This is a genomic window from Micromonospora sp. NPDC048839, from assembly GCF_040649915.1.
Taxonomy (GTDB): Bacteria; Actinomycetota; Actinomycetes; order Mycobacteriales; family Micromonosporaceae; genus Micromonospora.
Map to the genome: position 1 here is coordinate 27891 of NZ_JBEZGL010000031.1, position 21646 is coordinate 49536.

General features: G+C 68.6%; 25 protein-coding genes and 2 pseudogenes. 13 read left to right on the forward strand and 14 right to left on the reverse strand.

From position 1 onward, the window contains the following. Positions 1-8 precede the first annotated feature (8 nt). Complete coding sequence (locus AB0C25_RS34850) at positions 9-419, reverse strand: lasso peptide biosynthesis protein (RefSeq protein ID WP_357379194.1); 411 nt, start codon at positions 417-419, stop codon at positions 9-11. Beyond that, positions 416-1234 carry a hypothetical protein gene (locus AB0C25_RS34855; RefSeq protein ID WP_357379196.1) on the reverse strand — a complete coding sequence of 273 codons (819 nt, stop codon included), beginning with the start codon at positions 1232-1234 and terminating at the stop codon, positions 416-418. The genes AB0C25_RS34850 and AB0C25_RS34855 overlap by 4 nt, the downstream gene beginning before the upstream one ends. A 430-nt stretch (positions 1235-1664) precedes the next feature. Here AB0C25_RS34855 and AB0C25_RS34860 point away from each other — a divergent pair, with 430 nt between their 5' ends. Then, entirely contained in the window at positions 1665-2651 is a 987-nt protein-coding gene (locus AB0C25_RS34860; protein ID WP_357379198.1) for an AraC family transcriptional regulator, read from the forward strand. A gap of 10 nt (positions 2652-2661) precedes the next feature. Here AB0C25_RS34860 and AB0C25_RS34865 read toward each other — a convergent pair whose 3' ends face one another. Further along, positions 2662-3219: a hypothetical protein gene (locus AB0C25_RS34865; protein ID WP_357379200.1), complete on the reverse strand. Its 558-nt coding sequence runs from the start codon at positions 3217-3219 to the stop codon at positions 2662-2664. A gap of 217 nt (positions 3220-3436) precedes the next feature. Between AB0C25_RS34865 and AB0C25_RS34870 the strand changes: the two genes are divergently transcribed. Next, positions 3437-4141, forward strand: a complete 705-nt coding sequence (locus AB0C25_RS34870; protein ID WP_357379202.1) for a TMEM175 family protein — start codon at positions 3437-3439, stop codon at positions 4139-4141. Here AB0C25_RS34870 and AB0C25_RS34875 read toward each other — a convergent pair. Together AB0C25_RS34875 and AB0C25_RS34880 are read right to left on the reverse strand one after the other, a co-directional pair. Then, positions 4138-4851 carry a uridylate kinase gene (locus AB0C25_RS34875; RefSeq protein WP_357379204.1) on the reverse strand — a complete coding sequence of 238 codons (714 nt, stop codon included), beginning with the start codon at positions 4849-4851 and terminating at the stop codon, positions 4138-4140. The genes AB0C25_RS34870 and AB0C25_RS34875 overlap by 4 nt on opposite strands. Before the next feature lie 148 nt (positions 4852-4999). After that, a complete protein-coding gene (locus AB0C25_RS34880; RefSeq protein WP_357379246.1) occupies positions 5000-6193 on the reverse strand; it encodes a DUF418 domain-containing protein in 1194 nt (397 codons plus the stop codon). Positions 6194-6309: 116 nt separating this feature from the next. On the opposite strand from AB0C25_RS34880, the gene AB0C25_RS34885 reads away from it, so the two are divergent. The 3 genes from AB0C25_RS34885 to AB0C25_RS34895 all read left to right on the forward strand — a co-directional run bounded on the left by AB0C25_RS34885 (position 6310) and on the right by AB0C25_RS34895 (position 8066). Continuing rightward, a complete protein-coding gene (locus AB0C25_RS34885; RefSeq protein WP_357379206.1) occupies positions 6310-7068 on the forward strand; it encodes a TetR/AcrR family transcriptional regulator in 759 nt (252 codons plus the stop codon). A 113-nt stretch (positions 7069-7181) separates the two neighbouring features. Further along, a complete protein-coding gene (locus AB0C25_RS34890) occupies positions 7182-7637 on the forward strand; it encodes a hypothetical protein (protein ID WP_357379208.1) in 456 nt (151 codons plus the stop codon). Positions 7638-7694: 57 nt separating this feature from the next. Next, positions 7695-8066: a DUF6331 family protein gene (locus AB0C25_RS34895; protein WP_357379210.1), complete on the forward strand. Its 372-nt coding sequence runs from the start codon at positions 7695-7697 to the stop codon at positions 8064-8066. Here the strand turns inward: AB0C25_RS34895 and AB0C25_RS34900 are convergent. Together AB0C25_RS34900 and AB0C25_RS34905 are read right to left on the reverse strand one after the other, a co-directional pair. Then, the gene (locus AB0C25_RS34900; protein WP_357379212.1) at positions 8051-8770 is read right to left on the reverse strand and encodes a hypothetical protein; all 720 of its coding nucleotides are present in this window, start codon (positions 8768-8770) and stop codon (positions 8051-8053) included. The two genes, AB0C25_RS34895 and AB0C25_RS34900, sit on opposite strands and share 16 nt — an antisense overlap. A gap of 94 nt (positions 8771-8864) precedes the next feature. Beyond that, entirely contained in the window at positions 8865-10295 is a 1431-nt protein-coding gene (locus AB0C25_RS34905; protein ID WP_357379214.1) for an MFS transporter, read from the reverse strand. Between the two features lie 120 nt (positions 10296-10415). Between AB0C25_RS34905 and AB0C25_RS34910 the strand changes: the two genes are divergently transcribed. Next, complete coding sequence (locus AB0C25_RS34910) at positions 10416-10913, forward strand: MarR family transcriptional regulator (RefSeq protein ID WP_357379216.1); 498 nt, start codon at positions 10416-10418, stop codon at positions 10911-10913. Between the two features lie 146 nt (positions 10914-11059). On the opposite strand, the gene AB0C25_RS34915 is transcribed toward AB0C25_RS34910, so the two are convergent. Both AB0C25_RS34915 and AB0C25_RS34920 read right to left on the reverse strand, forming a co-directional pair. Next, the gene (locus tag AB0C25_RS34915) at positions 11060-11248 is read right to left on the reverse strand and encodes a DUF397 domain-containing protein (protein WP_357379218.1); all 189 of its coding nucleotides are present in this window, start codon (positions 11246-11248) and stop codon (positions 11060-11062) included. Next, entirely contained in the window at positions 11238-12086 is an 849-nt protein-coding gene (locus AB0C25_RS34920) for a helix-turn-helix transcriptional regulator (protein ID WP_357379220.1), read from the reverse strand. Before AB0C25_RS34920 ends, AB0C25_RS34915 begins: the two co-directional genes overlap by 11 nt. A 197-nt stretch (positions 12087-12283) precedes the next feature. Between AB0C25_RS34920 and AB0C25_RS34925 the strand changes: the two genes are divergently transcribed. Further along, a complete protein-coding gene (locus tag AB0C25_RS34925; RefSeq protein ID WP_357379222.1) occupies positions 12284-12433 on the forward strand; it encodes a hypothetical protein in 150 nt (49 codons plus the stop codon). Further along, a complete protein-coding gene (locus AB0C25_RS34930) occupies positions 12430-13614 on the forward strand; it encodes a helix-turn-helix domain-containing protein (protein ID WP_357379224.1) in 1185 nt (394 codons plus the stop codon). Before AB0C25_RS34925 ends, AB0C25_RS34930 begins: the two co-directional genes overlap by 4 nt. A gap of 27 nt (positions 13615-13641) precedes the next feature. Here AB0C25_RS34930 and AB0C25_RS34935 read toward each other — a convergent pair whose 3' ends face one another. Further along, complete coding sequence (locus tag AB0C25_RS34935) at positions 13642-13887, reverse strand: hypothetical protein (RefSeq protein ID WP_357379226.1); 246 nt, start codon at positions 13885-13887, stop codon at positions 13642-13644. A gap of 121 nt (positions 13888-14008) precedes the next feature. Then, positions 14009-14743 (reverse strand): hypothetical protein, encoded by a 735-nt coding sequence (locus AB0C25_RS34940; protein WP_357379228.1) that lies wholly within the window; start codon positions 14741-14743, stop codon positions 14009-14011. Between the two features lie 205 nt (positions 14744-14948). Between AB0C25_RS34940 and AB0C25_RS34945 the strand changes: the two genes are divergently transcribed. Both AB0C25_RS34945 and AB0C25_RS34950 read left to right on the forward strand, forming a co-directional pair. Then, entirely contained in the window at positions 14949-15293 is a 345-nt protein-coding gene (locus tag AB0C25_RS34945; RefSeq protein WP_357379230.1) for a hypothetical protein, read from the forward strand. Positions 15294-15390: 97 nt separating this feature from the next. Continuing rightward, positions 15391-15951: an ATP-binding protein gene (locus tag AB0C25_RS34950; protein WP_357379232.1), complete on the forward strand. Its 561-nt coding sequence runs from the start codon at positions 15391-15393 to the stop codon at positions 15949-15951. A gap of 258 nt (positions 15952-16209) precedes the next feature. Here AB0C25_RS34950 and AB0C25_RS34955 read toward each other — a convergent pair whose 3' ends face one another. Together AB0C25_RS34955 and AB0C25_RS34960 are read right to left on the reverse strand one after the other, a co-directional pair. Further along, positions 16210-16644, reverse strand: a complete 435-nt coding sequence (locus AB0C25_RS34955) for a VOC family protein (protein WP_357379234.1) — start codon at positions 16642-16644, stop codon at positions 16210-16212. A 116-nt stretch (positions 16645-16760) separates the two neighbouring features. Continuing rightward, positions 16761-16907 (reverse strand): annotated as a pseudogene (locus AB0C25_RS34960) (IS110 family transposase); the annotation flags it as partial. A gap of 174 nt (positions 16908-17081) precedes the next feature. Here AB0C25_RS34960 and AB0C25_RS34965 point away from each other — a divergent pair. From AB0C25_RS34965 to AB0C25_RS34975, 3 genes and pseudogenes are all read left to right on the forward strand, one after another. Then, a pseudogene (locus tag AB0C25_RS34965) lies at positions 17082-17439 on the forward strand (hypothetical protein). Continuing rightward, positions 17436-18173 (forward strand): DUF2637 domain-containing protein, encoded by a 738-nt coding sequence (locus tag AB0C25_RS34970; protein WP_357379236.1) that lies wholly within the window; start codon positions 17436-17438, stop codon positions 18171-18173. The pseudogene AB0C25_RS34965 and the gene AB0C25_RS34970 overlap by 4 nt, the downstream one beginning before the upstream one ends. A 161-nt stretch (positions 18174-18334) precedes the next feature. Further along, complete coding sequence (locus AB0C25_RS34975; protein WP_357379238.1) at positions 18335-19618, forward strand: hypothetical protein; 1284 nt, start codon at positions 18335-18337, stop codon at positions 19616-19618. Between the two features lie 75 nt (positions 19619-19693). Here AB0C25_RS34975 and AB0C25_RS34980 read toward each other — a convergent pair whose 3' ends face one another. Beyond that, positions 19694-21538, reverse strand: coding sequence for a hypothetical protein (locus AB0C25_RS34980; protein WP_357379240.1), 1845 nt, complete (start codon positions 21536-21538; stop codon positions 19694-19696). Positions 21539-21646 lie beyond the last annotated feature (108 nt).

Below are 21646 nucleotides of genomic sequence, written 5' to 3' on the forward strand. Positions count from 1 at the left end.
CGCAGCGGTCAGCGCAGCCAGGCCGACGGGATCGGATGCCGCAGGATCTCGGCCAGCCCGTGCCGGTGTGGGTCGGGGTCACCGTCGAGCCAGGCGTGGGCGTGGAAACCGGCAGCCGGCGCGCTGACCCCGATCACCACGGTCCGCGGCACCCCCCGTCCGGCGAACCAGCGCTGCCGCACCAGCGCGCTCTCCAGACAGTTGCCACCGCTGCGGCGCAGCGCCCCTTGGACCACCGTGTCGGTACCGCCCAACGGGGGCGCCGTGAGGCGTACCGCGCTCAGCCCGCCGTGGGCGAGCTGGTGCCGTACCCGCCGACAGGCGAGCATCGTCCACGCCGCCAGGGCCACACCGCGTGGTCCGTGGCCACGGATCAGCCGGGCCAGCGCATTCAGGGTGCGGCCGGGGCTGGCCTTCACGGCAGCGACCCGCTGAGCGCAGCGCCGAGGAGTCGGTGGGTGGCATCGAGCGCCGCCCAGTCGCGGGGACGGGTCAGGTCGAAGCCCGGCCGGGCGGCGAGCGCGAGCAGCGCGCTCGGGTCGGAGGGCAGCTCGGGCAGGGATCGACGGGCGACGAGGCGGGCCAGCACCTCGGTCGGACCGACCGGCGTCACCGCGAGCTGGTCACTCCAGTGCAGGAAGATCCAACCGCCGATCGGCAGGCGGGGCGTGACGGCGGGCAGGGTGAGCCGAAGCCGGCTGTCGTCGCGGACGACCCGGGTGGGCAACCCGAGACCTTGGATCGGCTCTCGCAGGTCCACGCAGCGTGGACCGGCGAGCACGTCGCCGGCGGCACAGACCACGATGTCGTCGGCCAGCACCGGCACGTCCCGGGCGGCGAGCGCCGCGAGCAGTGTGCTCTTGCCGGCGGTACGACCGCCGAGCACCACCCAGGCACGTCCGGAGTGGACGAACGCGCCGGCGTGGAAGGTCTCCCGCTCGGCCCAACGGTTGACCACCACGGCCACCGGGGCGAGGTACGGGTGGGCGAGCAGGTCCGCGGCGAGCGGCGGCCCGTAGAAGGTGGCGCTGCCGCTGACCCGGTTCACGTCGAGGGTACGGCCGTCGGCGAGTATCCGGACCATCCGGTCGGCGTTCAACGGCGCGGGCGGCGGTGGGACGGCGTGCCGCTGCCGTACGGTCACCGGTCGGCTTCCCACGGGTGGGCAGGTGTCGGCGTCCAGTTCGACGACCTCGTCGAGTCCCTCGATGTGCAGCCCGTAGGCGGTTCTCATGGTGGGGTCTCCTGGTGTCGCTCGGGCGCGCGGCCGACACCGGGTGCGGCTACCCGCCCGGCGCCTGGTCCGGCGCGGAGCGTGTTCGGCGCGGCGTTTCGGCCGTCCGGGACGATCGACGCCGTCCGCCTGGCAGGTGCCCGTGGTACGGACTGGTCCATAGCGGAAATCCGCTCTCTCGGAACTACCACGTCCGGCCCGCAGCGGCCTCTTTTGGTGCCTCTGGTCGGCGTTGTCTGGCCCGTCTAGTGCGGATAATGGACAGCAAGGTTTCCGTCGTCGCTGTGGCGGGTAGGTTTCTACCCATGTCGGCGGGCGCTTGCCGTCGTTGAGGACAGTGGACCGTCCTCACATTCCAAGCACTCCGACCAATCCGCGCGTCGCCAAGCAGACGTGTCAGACGGCCCCAGCTTGGTAACGAGGAGCCGGCATGCAGCACGGTGCTGACGCGGTGGGTTCGCCCATCCGGCGCAGGTACGAGACCCGCGAGGTCTCGGGGGCGCACGAACTGATCAGCCAGGAGTGCGCGGGGATCGAACTTCGGTCGCACAACGTCACCGGGCAGTTCACCTATCAGCAGGAGTCGCTGGATGCGGGGCCGGTCCTGGTGAGTCGGGTGCGGTGCGGCGCGGACATCGAGGGTCATTTCCTCGAGCCACTGACCGACCTGATTTTCCTCTCGGTGCTGCACGGGCAGGTCGAGACACGGGATGGCCGGGACGAGACGCGCACCGGTCGCGGCGAGGTGCTCCTGAACCCGACCGGCCGCCCGTTCACCAATATCTGCCGGGATTTCGACATCTACTGCGTCAACCTGGACCCGCGCACCGTGACCGAGGCCGCCATCGAGCGGACGGGCATCGACCCGGTTGACTTTCGGTTCGAGGCCATCACGCCGGTCTCCAGGGAGATGGGTCAGTTCTGGCACAGCACCACGATTCACCTCTATGACCTCTTCAACGGGCCGTCGGAGCCGCTCCGCAGCCCGCTCGTGGTCGGCGCCGCGATCGACCAGGTCGCCTCGGCCGCGCTCGCCGTCTTCCCGAACTCCGCGATGACGATGTCGCACCGGGTCGAGGCCGTCCCGTTGCCCACCGGCCCGGTCCGCCGTGCCGTGTCGTTCATCGAGACGTACTCCGACCAAGCGATCACCGCTGCCCAGATCGCCGAGGCGGCCCGCGTCACGCCCCGCGCCCTCCGGGCGGCGTTCCGCCGCCAGCTGGGCACCACTCCGATGGCGTACCTACGGCGCACTCGGCTGAACCAGGCCCACCACGACCTGCTCGGAGCCGATCCGACCCAGGGGACCACCGTGGCCGAGATCGCGCTCCGCTGGGGCTACCCACACACGGGCCGGTTCGCCGCCGACTATCGAGCAGCGCACGGCCAGTCGCCCAGCGACACCCTGCACAGCTGACCCGGCGACGCTACTCGACGTTCGTCTTGATGATCACACCCTGGTCGGCGCATGCCGTCTGAAGTCCCGTCGACGCGGTGCCCGCCGCGGTGAGCAACCCGAACGCATCCGACTCCTGCCCCTTCGGCAGCTGCGAGATCCGCCAGGCGATGTCGATGAGCGTGGTGCCGTGCTTGCGAATGTCCTCGTACCGGGAGTCCTCGAACACCTCCCGCGTCTGCCGATACTCGGCTTCGGTGAGCTTGAGGTCGCCGGAGCCCTTGACGCTGCCGTCCGGGCTCTTGCCCTCAGCCAGCCGCTTGCAGGCGGCGAGCCCGGAGTCCTCCTTGATGAACCCCTCGTACACGGTGAAGCCGGCGGCCACGAGCATCAGGAGGGCGACGAAGGCGACGCCGGCGAGCAGCAGCGGTTTGCGGCGTGACGCGCCGGCCGGCGGCGGTGGCAGGTGGCCGGGCTGGCCCGACCCGGGGTCCTGCTGCCCGATCGGCTGGTACTGCTGTGGCGGGTGAACCGGGCCGCCCGGCTGGTACGGAGACTGCGGCTGCTGGGCTTGGTAAGGCTCGGTCACGGTGTGCTCCCCCATGTGTTTCTGACGCCGGATCCAGACAACCATGCGTCCGGCACACATGGTGCCCCGCGGTGCGAACGCCGGTGCCAAGGGGCACTCGTCTCCCGGTCGGGCCGCAGCGCGGCTCGGAGGCCGACCCCGACGGCAGGCGGTATCCCGGCGGTTTGGTTCCTGCGGCGGCGGGAAACCGGCGGCACCGGAAAGTTGGGGGAGGCTCATGCGCTGGTTTTGCGCGGCTCGGCGCGCCTCCAGGAAGGACGCGACCAGGTCCAGCATCCCGATCGGGGCCGAGCGAGATCCGAAGCGGGTCGTCTCGTTCAGCGACGCGGTCATCGCCATCGCCGTTACTCTGCTCGTCCTGGAGATCCGTCCGCCGGAGGACTTTTCGCACCTCCTTCGCGGCCTCGTCGAGCTGTGGCCCTCCTACGTGGCCTATGCGATCACGTTCCTGCTGATCGGGCAGATGTGGGTGAACCACCACGTCATGTTCGATCACATCCGCTCCGCCGACCGCATGCTGCTCCTGCTCAACACCCTGCTGCTGATGGTGATCGCGTTCCTGCCGTTCGCCTCATCCCTCCTGGCCCACGCGTTCGAGTCCGGCGAGGGCAAGACAACGGCACTCATCTTCTACGGGGCCACCTACGAGGTGGCCGCTCTCCTCTTCAATGTGATCTGGGAGTACGCCAGGTCTGGCCGGCGCCTGCTCACCTCCACCACCGACAACGACACCGCTTGGGCGATCAGCAGACGGTTCCGTCCCGCGCCCGTCTGGATCGCCGCCGGAACCGCGCTGGGCGCTCTCCATCCGGTCGTGGGTCTCATCGTGGTCATCGCGTTCATCCCCTTCTACTGGCTGCCCATCAGGGGCGAGGTCGCCAGCATCAGGCGCACCCGCGAGCAGAGTCCCGGCGACCCCTAGGGCGGGATGGATCCAGCGGGCCGTTCGGGGCTCGTGAGACGTCTGGCGATCTCCCACGCCGGCAGTTCGGGTTCGTCGTTGTGTACGACGATGTCCGCGTGCTCGGCCGGGCGCGCGGTAGCGAAGTAGAGCTGCTGGGAGGGGATGTAACGCTCGCGCCAGCGTCGTTCGACGGCCGCCCGAGTTGACACCCGGCGCTCCCGGATCACGGCACGATCCACGGTCCTCTCCAGTGCCGTCGACACGAAGATGCGCAGCTCCCACCGATCGATCAGTTCCGGGCGGAGGAGGAAGACGCCGTCGAAGACGAGCACGGCGGCGGCCGGGGCAGTCGTGACCGGCGGAGACAGCGCAGCATCCGCGGCGTGGTCGTAGATCGCGGGTTGGAAGCGTCGATCTCCGCCCGCGCCGAGCGGATCCAGCAGGACCCGGTTCAGGGCGTCGTAGTCGTGGGTGTCGTAGTAACAACCTTCGGCCGAGTACTCGCCGCGCGGATAGCGCTGTGCCCGGGGGTAGACAAAATCGTCGATCGTGGCACGGATGACGTCGCGGCCCTGTTCGCGCAGGGCGACCGCCAACTCGTCGGCGAGGGTGGTCTTGCCGGTGGCGGGTGGTCCGTCGATGGCGACCCGGGTCGGGTGGGCGACCGCGACTGACCCGACCGCCTCGGCAAGGCGCTCGATCAACTCGCCGCGCGTGCCGTGCATCATGTGAACGTCCTGCTGGGTCAGGTCGGCGTACTCCCCCTGCGTTCTTCGCGGTCGGGCCGTCCTGCGTGATCGACCGCGCCGACGTCCGCACATTGTCGTACGCCGGCGGCGGCCGCGCCAGGTCGCGGCCCGGCTCACGGTGCCGACATCACGTCCGGGGCCGGTAGGTCAGGCGGCGCAGGACGATCTCGGCGGGACCGGGTCGCGTGCGCCTGTCGAGCTGACGGGCCATCAGCACGGTGGCGAGCCAGACGGCGACCGCGATGATCAGGCCGGTCACCGTGGGGCTGCCGAAACGGTCGCCGAGGGCGAGCGTGAAGGGTGCCAGGAGGACGAGCCAGGCCACGGACTGGAACAGATACCCCGACAGGGACCGCTGACCCAGGGCGGAGAGTGCGCCGACGACACGGCCGGACCGCGTGGCCCGCATGGCGATCAGGCCGAAGACGGCCACGTAGCCCGGTCCGGCGAACATGCCGCTGGCGCCGTGGAGCAGCAACGCCAGACTGGCGGCCGACTCGTCGACGTGCAGCCATCCGGCGCTGACCAGGGCGGCCGGAAGGCCTCCGGCGATGGCGAGACCGAGACCGAGAATGGCGGTCCAGGTGAGCAGGGTCCGGTGGCGGGCCGGTTCCTCGAGGACGCGACGGCGAGCGGCCCACATGCCCAGCCAGGCGATCATGATGAAGGGCAGGACGGTGAGGGTGTGCATCGGCCATTCGCCGAGGCGGTCCAGCATGGCTGCGGCGTACCCGGGCGCGGCGAGGGAGTCGACGTGGGTCGACGGCAGCGGCGCCGACGAGCCCGAGGCGTCGAGGATGGCGCTGACCACGATGGCGCCGATGACCAGCACCTCGACTGTCGCCAGCGCCCAGAGCACCAGCGCGATCCGGTGGAACCTGTCGCTGCGGCGCAGGAGGAGCAGGGTCATCGCGATCCCGACGATCCCGTACGCGCCGAGGAAGTCGCCGTAGTACAGCAGTGCGGCGTGCGCGAAACCGAACACGACGAGCCAGAGGTTACGGCGTAACAGCACGGAGCGGACCTGCTTCGGCGTGGCACCGGAGGCGTCCTGGCGGTGGGCGAGCTGGACGAGTCCGTAGCCGAACATCACGGCGAAGACCGGATATCCGCGGGCATGGACGAGTTCGAAGAGCAGGAGGTTGAGGCCACGGTCGACGCCCTCGGGGGTGGCGTCGAAACCGGGCTCGCCGGCGAAGACGACTCCGACGACGTTGGCCAGGGCGATGATCAGCAGCATCGCTCCTCGGGCCAGGTCCGGGGCGAGGGCGCGTTCGGTGCGCAGCACCGGTCCTCTCGATGTCCGCACAGCGGTGTGCATGCTCACGTTCGTCTCCCCCGCTCGCCTGATTTAGTTGCGTGCAGAAAGTATCACAGGCACACTAATTGCGTCTGGCATGATGGTGCGGTGACTGTCCGGGGCGAACGTGAGAGCCCATGACCAGCGAGGACTTCGTTCCAGCGCCACTGCGCCGGCTGTGGGGGATGCCCGAGTCGTCGCGGCTCGGGCGGCCTGCGGCCCTCGACGTCAACATGGTCGTCGCCGCGGCTGTGACGATCGCCGACCGCGACGGGCTGGGCGGCGTGACGCTCCCCAAGGTCGCCGAGAGCCTCGGCTTCACGAGCATGTCGCTCTACCGTCACGTCGGATCCAAGGACGAACTGCTCACCCTCATGGCCAACGCCGCACTCGGTCAACCACCACGACTCGACACCGGCGACTGGCGGGAAGGGCTGCGCCGCTGGGCCTTCGCGCAGCGCTCGGTGTACCAGCGTCGGCCCTGGCTGACGCGTGTGCCCGCCTCCGGGCCGCCCGCCGGGCCGAACCAGATCGCCTGGATGGAGGCCGCACTGGCGATCATGTCCCGCACCCACCTGGACTGGGCACACAAAGTCGGCGCGCTGTCCCTGATCAGCGGCTACGTGGCCCAGTCCGTACGCCAGTACAGCGAACTCGCCGAGGGTAGGGCCGAAGGCAAGGGGCAGGCCGACGCCGAACGCGAATACGGCCGGGCGCTGGCCCGGCTCGTCGATCCCGCCCGCTTCCCCGAGGTGGCCCGCCTGTTCTCCTCGCCCCTGTTCGAGGCGCCACCGTCCGACACTCCCGACGCGACGATCGCCGACGCGGACTTCTCCCTCGGGCTGGAGTTGATCCTCGACGGCATCGCCGTCCGCATCGAAGGCTCCGACTCCTGAACCGAACCGATGTGGGTCGTCCCTGGGGTCCGCAGCGTGTCACCCCCTCCCAGTAGCCTGCCCGGCGAGCCGACTGACAGCCGCAGCGGCAGAGTCGTACGACAGGGGGTGTGATGTCCGCGATCGCGTCACTGACCGTGGTCCCGAGGGACAGCGTCACCGAGCTGGCCCGCCTGGCCGCCATATCGTCATCGTCGCTCCACTCGTACCTGGCGGAGCACGGGAGCCCGGCGCGCCAGGAGTACGACTGGTCCGGGTACTGCATGTTGTACGTCCTGACCTACCTGGAGGAGCGCGGCATCGACCTGGAGCAGTCGGAGTTCGACGCGGAGTCGAATGCCATCAACAGCGCGCTCGGCTTCACCGTGTTGATCATGCCAGCCCACCGGCAACTCCTGGATCAACTCGACCCCGGCAGGCACCGCGCGGAGGAGTTGACCGCCCATTTCAATGAGATGGGAATGGAGTTCGAGGAGAGCGGCACGGCCGGTCTGGACGGGCTGACGCTGCTGCGCGACAGCATCTCCGACCTCCGCGACGACCAGGTCCTGCTGCTGCACCTCGGCTGAGGGCGGCTCGGTCGGGCGCGTCACGACCGTGGGTTGAGTCGATGCCAGCAACTGTGGTTGGCTGCCCGGCACCAGCACGGCAGGCTCACGCGAGGGAGCGGCATGCGGGAAGTTTCGGTGGACATACCGCCGTCCCTGCGCGATTGCATCATCTTCTGCGAGGTCGAGTGTGTCCTCGGATGCTGTGGGATCGACGCCGTCTCCACCGATCCCGCCCACATCGAGGAGTGGTGCCGTCGCGTCGGGTCGGCCACGGTGGCCGACGCGTGGCTTCACCTTGTCGAGCTGATCGAGGTGGTCGAGGACCGCTCCCAACTCGTCACGTCCACATTCCTGAACCACCGCACGCCCGACGACGCCGCGCGGCGTCAGTTGCTGGATTTCCTGGCCGCCTTCGAAGCGTGCCTGGCGGCCTACGATCCGTCCTGACCATTTGCGGACGCCGGAGTCCCGCGCGACACGGCCAGGCGGTGGCCCAGCCGAAACCGGAGTGCGAGGTCATCGACAAGGTCGTCAATGTCACGCGCGCCGTCGATGGACACCACCGGCAGGTGCAGCTCGCCGGCCTGGCGGCGGACTTCGGCGTCCCACAGTTCGTCGCGACCCAGTCGCAGGGTGAGCGCCTCGCCGTGGTCGCTGTCTCCCCAGTTCGCGTGGGCTCTCCTGGCGTCGGCGAACCGGGAGCGCAGGGCCCGATCCCGGAAGCGCGGCGTGGGCAGCAGGAAGGCCGCCTGCTCCGGCCAGGTCAGCAGCGGAGCGACCTCGCCGGGCAGGGTACGGAAATCGTCGACCACGACCGGACGCTCAGCGGGCATCGAGAGCAGGTCGTCGACCACGAACCCGAACGTCTCCCCGTGCAGGCTCGGCATCGACTCGAAGATCTCCTGGGCGCTACGGCTGTTCCAATTTTGCGCGGGCGTTGCGTGCAGCAACGCCCAGAGGTACGGCTGCTCGTGCGCGGTGCACCGGCTGACGTAGCTGCGCTCCGCGCGGTCGCCGTCGTAGATCAGCACGTCGTAGCGCTCGGCCAGGGCGTGGGCGAGGGTGCTCTTGCCTGACCCGGTGCCCCCGCCGAGCCACCGCACATGAGACAGACGGCGAGCAAGATCTACTGCCTGGTTGTCAGCGCCCATGCCACGAAGACTGCCGACATCGCGGACGAAGAAACAGTCTTGTTCTTCCTGCGACGGCAGGTGAGGATCAAGGAGAAAGAGCCGGGACAGGCGTCTACACCTCCGCAGCCTGCGGAGCGCGGGCGGCCGCCGGCAGGAAGGGAGTGAGCAGGACGGCAAGGGCGATGACTGCGGCGTTGTACGACAGCGCCGTTCCTGCGGCGTCCGGAAAATTGCGGGACTCGAGCAGCGAGAAGAAGATGGCACCGACGATGGCGACACCGACGGCCGCGCCCAGTTGCAGCACCGCGTTTGTCACGCCGGAGCCCGCACCGGCGTTGTGCGCCGGGACGTCGGCGAGCACGACTGTCGTCACGATGGAGACGCACAGGCCCATGCCCAGGCCCATCACCAGGACCGGCGCAGCGAGTTGCCAGAACGTGACGGTCATTCCCCCGCGGGTGAACATGAGCACGAGCAGGACCATGCCGGCGGCCATGACGGTCAGCCCGATCTGGATGAGCCTGCGGCCCTGGGTGGTGGTGAACCGCTGGGCCACGCCGGTGGTGAGGAAGATGCCGACGGGGAAGCCGAGGCCGGTCAGGGCGGTACGCATCGGGCTCCATCCATAGCCGGTCAGCAGCGTGTAGTTGAGCACCAGGAACAGCGACGCCAGCGTGGAGAAGACGATAAGCAGCACGATCAGGCCGACCACGAACGACCGCTGCCGCAGCAGGTCCGGCGGGACCAGGGCGGAGCCGTCGCGCCTGTCCTGCCGCCGTTCCACGACAGCGAACCCCCAGAGCAGCGGGACCGCGGCGGCCAGCAGCACGATCATGCCGGTCGGCCAGCCCGTCTCCCGGCCCTGGATCACCGGGAACATCAGGGCGAACGAGGCGAGGCTGATCAGCACGATGCCGGCCACGTCGACGCGCAGCGGGGCCTCCGAGCGCGACTCCGGCAGCCAGCGCAGCGCGCCAAGCAGCGCGAGGACGCCGACCGGCACGTTGACGTAGAAGATCGCCCGCCAGCCCAGGTCGAAGACGCTGTACTCGGTGAACAGCGCCCCGAGCAGTGGGCCGCTGACGTTGGCGAGGCTGAGCGTGACGCCGTACAGGGCGAAGGCCTTGGCCCGTTCGGCGTTCTGGAACAGGATGACCACCACCGACATCACCTGCGGGACCATCAGGCCGGCGGCGACACCCTGGATCAGGCGTGCGACGACCAGGACCGGGGCGGTCGTGGCGACGCCGCAGACGATCGAGGCGACGGTGAACGCCGCGATGCCGATCAGGAAGACCCGGCGCCGGCCGTAGACGTCACCGAGGCGGCCGCCCGGGATCAGGACCAGGGCGAACGTGACCGAGTAGCCAACCAGGATCCACTGCGCGGCGGCATAGCCGGCGTCCAGGTCGGCTTGGATCCGCGGCAGGGCGATGCTGACGATCGTGCCGTCGACCAGGTCCATGAAGGCGGCGGTGAGCACAACGGCGAAGGCCAGCCACGGGCGGGCATCACTCCGCTGGGGCGCGACGTCGGTAATCAAGTCAGTCCTCCGACTTTTGCTAGGGTCGAAGCAGATGCACGAGACTAGAGCTTCTCGCAAGACGATCTGCTCGGTTTTAGATTCTCTCTAATTCCGAGACTTTATGGAGAGGGATGCCGGGTGTCAACGACGTTGTCACGGGTTGAGCTGGTGGCCGACCTGTACCGCCTGGAGCGCTCGTCGGCCCAGGCCGCTGTCCTGTTCCACGGCGCCCTCGCCGCGCGGGGCGGCATCACCGTGACCGACATCAGCTGCCTGGGTGTACTCGACAAGGACGGACCCATGCCCGCCGGCCGCCTCGCCCGCCAGATCGGCCTCACCCGCGGGGGCGCCATCACCGCGGTGCTGGACCGGCTGGAACAGGCCGGCTTCCTGCGCCGGCAGCGCGATCCCGGCGATCGACGGAAGGTGACAATCGAGCTGGTCCGCGGCGAGGCGTACGAGCGCCTGCAACAGACCCTCGACGAGTTCAGCCGCGACTACCTCGCCCTCATCGAGGAGTACTCGGACGAGCAACTGCGCCTGCTCAGCGAGTTCTCCCGCCGTTCCACTGTGATCCTCGACCGGCACACCGCCACGTTGCAGGGCACCGAGCGGCTACCGACGAAGCCCTCCTGAGCCGAACGGCCGGTCCGGCCTGACCGGCCTGGCCCGACTGCTCAGGGCGAAGAGGTCCCGGCTGGGCAGTGAGGGGCAACCTCGTCCCCAGCGGGTGGCTCCGGGGGTGGCGACCACAGCCAGAACCACGCCACCGGGCCGGCGGGTCAGGGGCGGCAGGCGTTTCCCTTGATCGTGCCGACGAACGCGTCCCAGGCGGCGGGCGCGAAGCTCAGCATCCCGGCATCGGGCGCCTTGGAGTCGCGGACATCGACCTGGACGCGCCGGTCGCGCACCTCCACGCACTGGCCGTTGTTGCCGGAACGGCTCGACGTGCGCCAGGCATCACGTTCCATGCTTGCTCAGCTCCTTGACGAATTTGATCGACTCGGCGGGTGACCGCGCCAGCGTCTTCAGATTGTCGTACGCCGCCGACAGCCGCGCCAGGTCGCGGCTCGACTCAAGGAACAACTCGCCGGCCAGGGTCTCGATGTAGCCCAGTGGCGGCTCGTCCCGCTCGAAGCTGAGCAGGGCGAAGCCGCTGCTGATCGCCAGGTGGGCGCCGGCCTCGAAGCGCAGCACCTGGATCGTCACGTTCGGCAGCCGACTGAGCGTGACCAGGTGATCGAGTTGCTCACGCAGCACATCCGGGCCGCCGACCTCGGTGCGAACCGACGCCTCGGAGAGGATGGCGTGCATCCGCAGCGGAGTCGGTTGCCGACGCAGCACCTCCTGCCGGGTCATTCGGGCAGAAACCCGCTGGTCGATGGTCTCCGGGTCGGTCTCCCGGCCGATGACGTTGACCTCGCGGGCGTAGCTCTCGGTCTGGAGCAGACCGGGCACGAGCATCGGCTCGAAGTTCTTGAGCTCCACGGCCTCGATCTCGTACGCGATGTAGGTGGCGTACTTGCCACCGAGGCGCTGCCACCAGCCGTCCTCACGCAGGCCGCGCGCCTGGTCGAGCAGTGAGGTCCCCGGCTCCTCGTCGATCTTGACGCCGTACGCGACAAGCAACTCCATCACGTCACCGACCCGAGGTCTGATCTCACCCGACTCGATCCGACTGATCCGTGACGGTGAGCAGTCCACGATCGCCGCTGTGGCCTCGCCGGTCAGGTCCTTCGCTTCGCGGAGCTTGCGTAGCTCCCGGCCCAGTCGCCGAGAGCGCGGTGTCGCTGGCGTAAATCGAGGCATGTCGTGATTCTGCACCCTGACTCGCATTTCGCCGTGCCCTGACTCATGTGCTCGGCGTGTCGATCATGGCCATTGTCTTGCCTTGCATCACGTGATGCGCAACGCTGATGACTGTCGGCCACGGATCCTCGCCACAGCGTGAGCAGCGGATGTGGCGACCTGCCGGCCTCCGGCCTCATCAGAAAGCGAGCGTGCGCATGGCCTCTGACGTCGTGTCGATCGTGTTCGGCGGCCTGGTGCCGGGCTTCCTGCTCGGGCTCCTCGCCTTCCGGGTCAAGTCGCGATGGTGCCCGCGCTGCGGGGAATCCACGGAGGCCATCGAGCCGTCACCGGGGCGGGAGCGATGACCGGGACCGGCCGCCGCAACGGCAACGAGCCGCCGATCGGGCGGCGGATGGCGGAGCTGCGAGCACGTCGGGGCATGAGCCAGCAGGTCTTCGCCGATCGGATCCGCAGGTCGAAGAGCTGGGTGGACAAGGTCGAGCGAGGAGTGCGTACCCTCGATCGGCTCTCGGTGATCGAGACGGTCGCCGCCGCCCTCGGTGTCGCACCGGACGTCCTACTCGCGGGCAAGGCCCCGCGCCAGCCGGTCGCCGACACCGGCGGCGACGTGGAACGCCTCCGCGCGGCGCTGGCCCGCTACGACCAGAGCGCCGGCGGCAAGCCGGCGCCGTCGTTGGCCCAGCTCGACGCCCAAGCGGGGTACGCGTGGACGGCGTACCGCAACGGTCACCTTCCCCAGGTGCTACGACTGCTGCCCGACCTGCTCGGCGACGGCCGCACACACCCGGGAGACACGGCCGAATTGCTGGTCCGGGTGTACCGGCTCGCCGCCCAGGTGCTGGTCAAGCTCGGCGAGGCGGACCTCGCCTGGTTGGCCGCCGATCGGGCGATGGCCGCCGCCTCCGGTGACCCTTCGCGTGCCGGCCTCGCGGCGATCTCTCTCGCGCAGGCGCTGCGAGCCCTGGGGCGAGGCCGGTTGGCGATGACGGCCGCCGTCGCCGCCGTACACCAACTGGACCTGGCACCGGCCCACGTCCGCCGGCCCGGCGTAACCGGGACCCTGTTGATCGAAGCGGCGCTCGCCGCCGCCGTCGGCGGGGACGCCAGCGCAGCAGGCGAACTCACCCAGCGAGCGGCTCACCTCGCCGACGGCCAGCGTCAGTACGACTGCGACGGCGTGGGATGCGGCCCCACACCTGTCGACCTCGCCCGCGCCCTGATCGCGACGTGGTCCGGCGACCACCAATCGGCCGTGACCACTCACCGACGGGTCACTGGCGGCAACGCCTGGCACCTGCTCCCCGCCGAACACCGGGCCGCCCACCTGATCGACATCACGCACGCCTACCTGGACCTCGGCGACCCGCGCTCCGCCGGCCGGGCGCTGGTCGCCGCCGACCGGATCGCCACCTGGGAGACACGAATTCGCCCCGTGGCCCGCGCAGCGCTGACCGCCGTGATCCGCGCCGGCCCCGGTGCGGCCGACGTTGCTCGGCTGGCCGCCACCATCGGATTGACGCGGTAGTGCAGAACCGGGGCTTCTGGCCCTGCCCTATCCTGAGTCGCGCTGCCGTCGCCGCAGCAATACGGCCGACACCAGGTAGCCCACACCGACGACCGCCCACAGGGCAGCAAATGCCCAACGCCACGGCGTGGGGTCTCCGATGGCCACGACCATCCACCCAATGGCCAGGAAGAGCCAGACGGCTCCCCGGACGAAAGCCTGCTTCGGCGTCTTGGCGGTCTGCCACCACGGATTCTTGGCTGGCTTCATCTGGAAGATCTTCGCATTGATCACGGGACCACGCCTAACCGGCCTGCTTGTGCTCGCCGGCTGGGCGCTGCTGTTCGTCGGTACCGCCTGGGCGCTGATCGTGCGCCGTGACACCTGACGGGTCCGGGCGTGCCCCGGCGACGACTCAGCCCTCGACGAGCGCGGCAAAGCGTTCGCCGCGGTTGAGTCGGTCGACGAGGTCGAGCACGGCAGGCTCCCCACCGTGCGCGTCGACCCACTGGTACACCCGGCAGGCGGCCTTGGCGTACACCTCCTCGTCTGCCCCGGCGGCGCGCAGCCACGCGTGCAACGTCCGTGGCAGCGGCTCCGATGAGGCATTGCGGCAGCGGTCCGGGGCGGTCCGGGGCAACAGATACCGCGCGTCGTCCGAGACCAGGACGGCAAGTCCCTCATCGAACCACTGGGGGATCTGATCACGTCGGGACCCGAGCCGCACATGGAACTCGACATGCGAGAGCTCGTGTGTGGCGATCACCGGGTCGATACCGCGCGGCGAGAGCATCAACGCCTGGTTGAGCACCGCGATCCCCCGTTCGCCGCCGCCACCGATCCGCTCGTAACAGCCGGGTGTGAAGCACGCGAGTACGGTCGGTGCGCTCTCGCGCCCCTCGTAGAAGCTGTCAATCCGCTGATTCGCCTCGCGGTACACCTCGATGAGCCGTTGCCGGTCGGCAGTCGACAGACCGCGTTCGGAATAGAGTCCGTCCTGGACCGGTACCAGCCCGTAGCAGCGGGGGCAGGTGGTCGCGGCGACCGACGGGAACGCCAGGACCGGCACCGCGGCCGCGGCCAGTATCAAGACGACCAGGCCGGCCGCGAACCATGGCCAGCGTCGGGTTCGACGTGGTCGCGTACTCATTCGATCTCCTCTTCGGTCCTCGGGTTGTCAGCGAGCGGCACCAGCCCGGAGGCAGCCGTAATTGATGGGGGGCCTCGCATGGTTGGACTCGTCCGGGCGTCTCGATCGCCACCGCTCCAGACTCGGGCAGGCGCGGGTCGTACGCGTCACCCGAAAGTGGACACCTGCACGGTGTGCCAACAAGACGGCGGATATATTTCCGGCCATGAATGGGCCTGCGGAGGTGAAGATGCCCGTACGCGTCCGCTCGTGGCTTGGGGTCGCGGCGGCCACCGTCATAGCGGTGACCGCCGTGGCGGCCTTCTGGTGGTTGGCCGTGCCGCGCTATGACATCTGCGCGGCCGTCCTGCCCGCGCGTGCCGGCTGCCGGATCGCCGATCGGGTGTCCACCGCGACGCTCTGGACGGCTGTCGTCGCGGTGCTGTATGTGGCGACCGTCGTCGTCGCCCTCGCCCGCCCGCGTGGTCGCTGGTGGCCGTTGACGGCGGGGATCGCGGTGCTGATCGTCGCGGCGTTGTGGGGCTACCGGGCGGTGCTGTACCAAACCTGACCGGCGGGGCGTGCCATGGCGGAGTTTCAGGTCGTGGCGCTGGCGATCGTCCCGCCTCAGGACGTCGCCCGGTTGCTCACCCGCGTTAGTGTGCCCCGTGATCGTATGGCTCAACGGCACCCACGGCGCGGGCAAGACGACGACCAGTGCGCTCGTGCAGCAACTGATCCCGGATTCACGGGTATTCGACGCCGAGAAGGTCGGCGAGACACTCATGGACATCACGCCAGGGCTGCCCGAGACGGACAACTTCCAGCACTGGCCGCCGTGGCGGCCGCTCGTCGTCGAGACCGCCCGCCGCGTGCTCGACTACACCGGCGGCACTCTGGTGATGCCGATGACCGTCCTGGTGGAGCAGTACTGGCGCGAGATCAGCGGGGGCCTCGCCCAGCACGCCATACCGGTACGGCACTTCGTCCTCCACGCTGACCAGGACACCCTCCGCAGGCGTATCGAGGGGGAACACCCCGTCCCCTCCCCGTTCCGCCTCACGTACCTTGAGCCCTACGCCGAGGCGGCCCGCACGTGGCTGCATGCCGAGGCCGAGGTCGTCGACACCACGCACCTCACGCCCGCCCAAGCAGCCCAGCAGATCGTCCTCCGAGCTACCGGGGGTAGCTCAGGCACTGTCCTGGCGAGACCTGAAGACTGCTACTGACGGTCGTCGCTGCGGCTGCGCGACCTGGCCCAGTTCGCTGCCGCCACGGCTGATGGCAACCCGAGCGGCCTCATGATCCAGTGGCGCGGGCTGCACCTGGACGCGGTTCGCCCGAGGTCGTCGGCAGCATGGCTGGCCAGGGGAACTACGTGGTGGGGCGGGCGGGACTCGAACCCTCACACCACTCCCCCGCCGTCCGCCGACCTCTTGTGGACCAGATGCGGACTGCGCCCACTGCGAAGCCGGCATGTGCGGCACTCAGTCGAGGCAGAACTCGTTGCCTTCGATGTCCTGCAGCGTGTAGCACGACTCGTTTTCCTCATCGGCATGCTGCAGCAGCACAGGTGTCGCGCCGAGCGCGATCAGCCGTGCGCCTTCGGCCTCAAGTACGGCCAGACGCTCGGCGCCCACGAGCCCGGCACCGGCCCGCACATCGAGATGTACCCGATTTTTTACGACTTTGCCTTCTGGGACGCGCTGAAAGAACAGTCGCGGGCCGACGCCGGTGGGGTCGATGCAGGCCGACCATGCGTCCCGCTGCTCGGACGGCAGGGCGAGGTTGTAGTCCTCCCAGCTGGCAAACCCCTCCGGTGGTGGCGGCAAGACGTACCCCAACACCTCGCACCAGAATCGAGCGACGCGCCCAGGCTCCTTGCAGTCGAAAGTGACCTGGAACTTCTTGATCGACTTCATGGCTTCACCCTAACTGGGTCGTTGGCAACCATCGAGCCTCCACTGTCCGGTCAGCTAGGCAGCAGGGTACGCAACAAGCGCACGAGCCTCCCGACGCTGCTGCCATCCCGAAGCTCCTATGGAGGTCGAGGGGCGAGGGCAGCGAAGTCGGCGCGTAGGGCGGTGCAGACGTCGCGGACGATGTAGCGCTTGAGGCAGCGCAGGATCTCCTGCTTGCTGAGGCCTTCGGTGATGCGGCGGTGGACGTAAGCCTGTGTCTGCGGACTGAGGGTGTCGGGCCAGACCTCGATGCGGTTCGCCCGGATCGTCGGCAGCATGGCTGACCATGGAAAACGGCTGGTGGGCCGGAGGTACCACCATGCGAACCACGGCGCCACGATCGCCGGTGACCCGCTACCGCTGACTTTGCCCAGCTCACGCGGATCGGGCGGTGCCCGATGAACCCGGCCCGACCGACCGAACCGCCGATTTGGTTCGCCGATGCGGAAGAGATCAACCCGTTCCAACTCCTTCTTGATCTTCAAGAGAATGCCGCGGCTCGGACGCCGGAATCCGGACGCGTTGCCGTCCTGGTGGACTCGCTGGCAACCCACGATGATCCACACCGCGCTGCGGGCTAGCGCGGACCTGACGGACATTGCGAAAGCGACCGGTCTCGACGCGGGCGAAGTCGTCGACCGCTGGCGGCGTTGGGTTGATGTCCAGACGCGGTTGGACATCGGCGGACGTCCGTCTGTGGACCCCGTCGAGGTTCGCGCGATCGAGCGACGGCTCGGGCCGGGGGTGGTTCGATGACGCCGACCCGGCTTGCCCGAGACGTGAGCACGGTGGCGGTGGCCGGAATTGCTGCCTGGTCGTCGTGGAGTCACATGCTCGCCGTGGCGTTGAGATTCGGTGAGCGTCCCGAGGTTGCCTACGTACTTCCGCTGTCGGTTGACGGGATGCTGGTTGTCGCGTCGGCGGCCATGGTCGAGGACAAGCGCGCCGGCCGGAGGGTGCGCTGGTCGGCCCGGACGGCTTTCGCGGTCGGGATGGCGGCCAGCGTGGCGGCGAACATCGCCGCCGCCGAGCCGAGCCTCGGCGCTCGGATCGTGGCGGCGTGGCCAGCGGTGGCGTTGCTGCTGGTCGTAGAGATGCTGACGAGATCGCAACCGGCCCCACACAACGACCATCGAACGTCAGACGACACCCGCCCGAAGCAACCGCCGGGCTTCGACGCTACGTCTACGCTGCCACCGCAGTCGCGCCCGTCGGACTTCGCGACTGAGGCGAAGCAAGCTCAGCAGGCTAGGGGCGCCGACGGCCGGACGACGAGTCAGGTGGCGCCGCCCCTGCGGGGAACCGGGCGACGCAGGCGGATGACGGGGCGCACGGAGCGGACGGCAGACGTCGAAGCCCGGCTGCGTGCCGAGCGTCCCCTGGCCAGCATGGCGGAGTTGGCTCTGGCCGCAGGCGTGTCCGAACGTCATATCCGACGCCTTGTAACGGAAAAGATTGTGGACGGACAGCCGGCAAAGAGCTCACCTTGACGTACTGATGACCTTGGAGCGGCCTCCCAAAATTTCGGTTTACCCCTCTCCCGCCCCTTACGAAATACGGCTTCGGGCCGCAACGGTCGGGACACGAAGAGTAGACCAAAGTCGCTACACTTCCCGGCTGTACCCAAACGGCGACGGGGAGACGTGACGCGGTGCGCAAAGCAAATCTGGGCGTGTTCGGCGTGAGCCTGGGCGTCATTGCCGCCACCATCGGCTGCGGAACCGCACCGGAGGCGCAACAGCCACCAACCCAAGCGACCGCAAGCGCGCCGAGCGAGCGCCCGACCTTCGACCCGCCGCGCACCTTCGACACGACTGATGCCATCCCGCTACCTGACAGCGCGTCGTTGTCTAAGATCAACCTGGGGGGACAACGCGTCGAGTCGCTACCAGTGCTACTCGAAGGGAAGCGCGTCTGGATCTCATCGGTGGACCGGCTGGAAATCGTTGATGTCACCTCCGGCACGGTCACCGGCACGCTGCGACCCGCGCACGAGCCTGCGCTGTCGCCGTCGACGCAGAACCCGTTCGTCGGCGGCAACCCCGCCCAACCGCCGGTGCTGGCCGACCTCGGTGCGCAGCGCCGTGTGGTGACGGCTTTCGCCACCACCGCGCCCGGTCAAGGCACGACACCGCCGCGCCCGGTTATCGAAGTCCTCGCCGCTGATGCCGGCACCGGGCATGAGGCTCAACGCATCGAGATCGAGCCCAGTGACGACGACCAGCACACGTTGACCCGGAAGCACCCGGTCGTCGTCGGCGCGCACGGCCCCGTGGTCGTCGCCCAGGTCGGCACCGACACCGTCGCCGTGAACCTTGATGATCGACGCGAGGTCTGGCGCCGTCCGGACTTCATCCTCGGTGCCATCGCTAGCGATGTGGCGGTCGGTACCGACGCCAAGAGTGCAGTGGCACGTGCGCTCGCCATCGACAGCGGTGCCGAGCGCTGGCATACCGAGCCGGCAGAGACGATCGCCATCAAGCCGGGCAGCCTGAAAATCGTGACCGCGACCGGAGCGTCGCAAGGCCGCAAGCAGTTCTTCCGCCTCCTCGACGCCGCCACCGGCCGCCTCCTCGACGAGTCAAAGGCCACCAGCAGCACCGCCTACAACATCACCTGCCTACACGACGGCCGCAGCGTCACCATCTGCCAGAACCAACGCCAGGACTGGGCAGGCGCCTTCGACGACAGCGGGAAGTGGCTCTGGGAACTACCCGACAAGAAGGCAAACCGCATCTCCCCCACCGTCACGACCGCCTGGCACGGAGCCGTCTACGGCCGCACGGCGAACGGCCCCGTAGTCCTCGACGGCCGCACCGGCGAGGACCGGGAAACCGCTCCCGGCCTCACGCCGTGGCTCGTCAACGACCACGCCGCAGTCGCCAGCCCACCGGATGCCAGCGGCGGGGTGAAGCTCTACCGCGCCACCAGCTGACAGGTGTACGACCCGAGCCAGCAGTGGATGCTCCAGCCCTCCATGTCGTGTCCAGCAATTAGCCTTCGCGTGCCGTCAGTTCGTCTGTCCGGTCGGTAGGTGCCGGCCGATGTAACCGACATAGATCCGGCCGCTCTGCGCCGTGTCGTCGTAGTAGTGCATCCGAGGGCTGATCATGGCGAACTGGACGATCTTGAAATGGGCTCCCATGAAGGCCTGTCCAACCGGAACGACGGAGGTTGGCACGGGCAGAACGCGCCTACTCCGGAACGTTGGGTTGGTTCGCACCTCCTCGCTTTCATCGCGGGCGTGCCGTCGCGTCGGCCATTCGTGGCAGCCATCAGGGGTGTGTTCAAGGAAGCCGTGCACGTCGCGGCCCCAGCGCCCGTCCGCCTTCGCCACTGCATAGTCATGAAGCACCAACAACGCGTCCCACGTCTTCGAAGCCCAGGCTCCCAGGGGGTCGTTGCTGTCGAGGTCCTCAGCGTGGTCAGGATCGCCGGTGAACACGACGTGCTTGAGCTTCGGTAGCCAACGGAGCAACTCGCCGAAGCTACCCGGCCGAAAGACATCCTCATCCGCCGGCTGCGCCGTCCAGGCCACCTCAGCTTGCCCCATCGAGGCCAGCCGATGGCGCAGCGTCCGTACGGTCTCCTCGGACCGGGTCAGAAGGTCGACCGCGTCCCGGTTCTCGATCTGCTCATCGTCCAGCTGCCATTTGACGTCGTGATATGCCTTCTGTGTCTCATCGAGTTCGGCTTGGAGCTGCGCGAGGCGGGATGCGATGTCTTCCTGTGCCTCCTGCGATGACCGGCCGACCTCGATCAGACGTACGATCTCGTCGATTCGGTCGACGGAGAGGTCATCGATTCCTACCTTGACTTTCAGGTAGTCCAGCAACATGCCTTGCTGCGCGCTGACGTCATCTTGCCGGCGACCACTCTCTCGCGTCTCGACGGCCGCCGCCTGGGGCTGCGACGGAACGAGCGATGGCCGTTTCGAACCGACGTCGCCGAGCCGGTGCACCAGCATGTCGTCGGCGATACGTTCCAGCATCCGGTGTACCCGCGCCACCGATGCGGGTAGCGGCTGTTCGAGAGCCTGAAGTTGGGCGTTGGAGGCGAGGACCCGCGCGAGCCGGGGCTGTTCGTTGTCGTCGGCGATCCGTTCGGCGCTCAGCACCCGGTGCCGAAGCCCGTCGACGACGGAGTCCGGTTGAACCTGAGAGCGATAGGTACGAAGCCGGCCGGGCAGTACGGCGTGGGCCTGCCCGAGCCGGTCGTTGAGCATCTGTGTGGCCTCGCCGTCCAGCACATAGCACGAGGCCATACCGATGGTGAACCGGGTCAGGTTGGCGATCCGGTTCGTCCATGGGACTGACGGCAGCGAGTCGTCGTTGCCGGCGACGAAGACGACACCTCGTCGCTCGGTGTCCATGAGCGCTCGGTGGACCTCGTCGACTTCGTCGCCGCGGATGACGATTGGTCTGGTCGTGAGGCGTGCGGCACCGTCCCAGGCATCGACGATTTCGAGCATGGGTGCGAGAAAGCGGGGTGTGCCTGCGAGGCGGGGGCGGCCGCGTGGGTCCTCACTGTCGGGGTCGGGTGATTCGATGTCGATCCAGGCCCACGCCGCCCGCTCTCTCGCGTTGGGCGAGTGTACGGTCAGTTGGATGATCCACTGCCCGTCCGGCTTCGTTTCGACGATCCGTACGCGCGTTGACGTCGATCCATCCTGCCCCTCGTGCTGCAGTAGGAGGGCCCTGACGTTGTCGCCGATGGTCGCCCACCGATTCTCCTGAAGCGCAGACGGATCCCAGCACTTGGGGCCCGCGATCCACCGGTCGAGTTGTTCCCGAACCAGTGGCTGCAGATGGTTACGTTCGCGGTGGGTCGTGAATACAGACCTGAAACCGAGCATTGTGCCGTCCTAAGGGGTTAGTCCCTGTCGCCTCTGGCGATGCGGCCCGTTCCGGGCTGAAAATCGTGTTGGTCGCTCGCTGACGTCGTATCTCCTTGGTCCGTACGA

What these genes read in the sequence shown, in the direction of transcription:
- AB0C25_RS34980 (WP_357379240.1), bottom strand. Translation starts at nt 21,538, where the DNA reads ATGCTCGGTTTCAGGTCTGTATTCACGACCCACCGCGAACGTAACCAT.
- AB0C25_RS34870 (WP_357379202.1), top strand. Translation starts at nt 3,437, where the DNA reads ATGCGCTGGTTTTGCGCGGCTCGGCGCGCCTCCAGGAAGGACGCGACC.
- AB0C25_RS34920 (WP_357379220.1), bottom strand. Translation starts at nt 12,086, where the DNA reads ATGCCTCGATTTACGCCAGCGACACCGCGCTCTCGGCGACTGGGCCGG.
- AB0C25_RS34930 (WP_357379224.1), top strand. Translation starts at nt 12,430, where the DNA reads ATGACCGGGACCGGCCGCCGCAACGGCAACGAGCCGCCGATCGGGCGG.
- AB0C25_RS34860 (WP_357379198.1), top strand. Translation starts at nt 1,665, where the DNA reads ATGCAGCACGGTGCTGACGCGGTGGGTTCGCCCATCCGGCGCAGGTAC.
- AB0C25_RS34970 (WP_357379236.1), top strand. Translation starts at nt 17,436, where the DNA reads ATGACGCCGACCCGGCTTGCCCGAGACGTGAGCACGGTGGCGGTGGCC.
- AB0C25_RS34855 (WP_357379196.1), bottom strand. Translation starts at nt 1,234, where the DNA reads ATGAGAACCGCCTACGGGCTGCACATCGAGGGACTCGACGAGGTCGTC.
- AB0C25_RS34890 (WP_357379208.1), top strand. Translation starts at nt 7,182, where the DNA reads ATGTCCGCGATCGCGTCACTGACCGTGGTCCCGAGGGACAGCGTCACC.
- AB0C25_RS34885 (WP_357379206.1), top strand. Translation starts at nt 6,310, where the DNA reads ATGACCAGCGAGGACTTCGTTCCAGCGCCACTGCGCCGGCTGTGGGGG.
- AB0C25_RS34915 (WP_357379218.1), bottom strand. Translation starts at nt 11,248, where the DNA reads ATGGAACGTGATGCCTGGCGCACGTCGAGCCGTTCCGGCAACAACGGC.
- AB0C25_RS34925 (WP_357379222.1), top strand. Translation starts at nt 12,284, where the DNA reads ATGGCCTCTGACGTCGTGTCGATCGTGTTCGGCGGCCTGGTGCCGGGC.
- AB0C25_RS34875 (WP_357379204.1), bottom strand. Translation starts at nt 4,851, where the DNA reads ATGATGCACGGCACGCGCGGCGAGTTGATCGAGCGCCTTGCCGAGGCG.
- AB0C25_RS34900 (WP_357379212.1), bottom strand. Translation starts at nt 8,770, where the DNA reads ATGGGCGCTGACAACCAGGCAGTAGATCTTGCTCGCCGTCTGTCTCAT.
- AB0C25_RS34945 (WP_357379230.1), top strand. Translation starts at nt 14,949, where the DNA reads ATGAATGGGCCTGCGGAGGTGAAGATGCCCGTACGCGTCCGCTCGTGG.
- AB0C25_RS34955 (WP_357379234.1), bottom strand. Translation starts at nt 16,644, where the DNA reads ATGAAGTCGATCAAGAAGTTCCAGGTCACTTTCGACTGCAAGGAGCCT.
- AB0C25_RS34880 (WP_357379246.1), bottom strand. Translation starts at nt 6,193, where the DNA reads ATGCACACCGCTGTGCGGACATCGAGAGGACCGGTGCTGCGCACCGAA.
- AB0C25_RS34940 (WP_357379228.1), bottom strand. Translation starts at nt 14,743, where the DNA reads ATGAGTACGCGACCACGTCGAACCCGACGCTGGCCATGGTTCGCGGCC.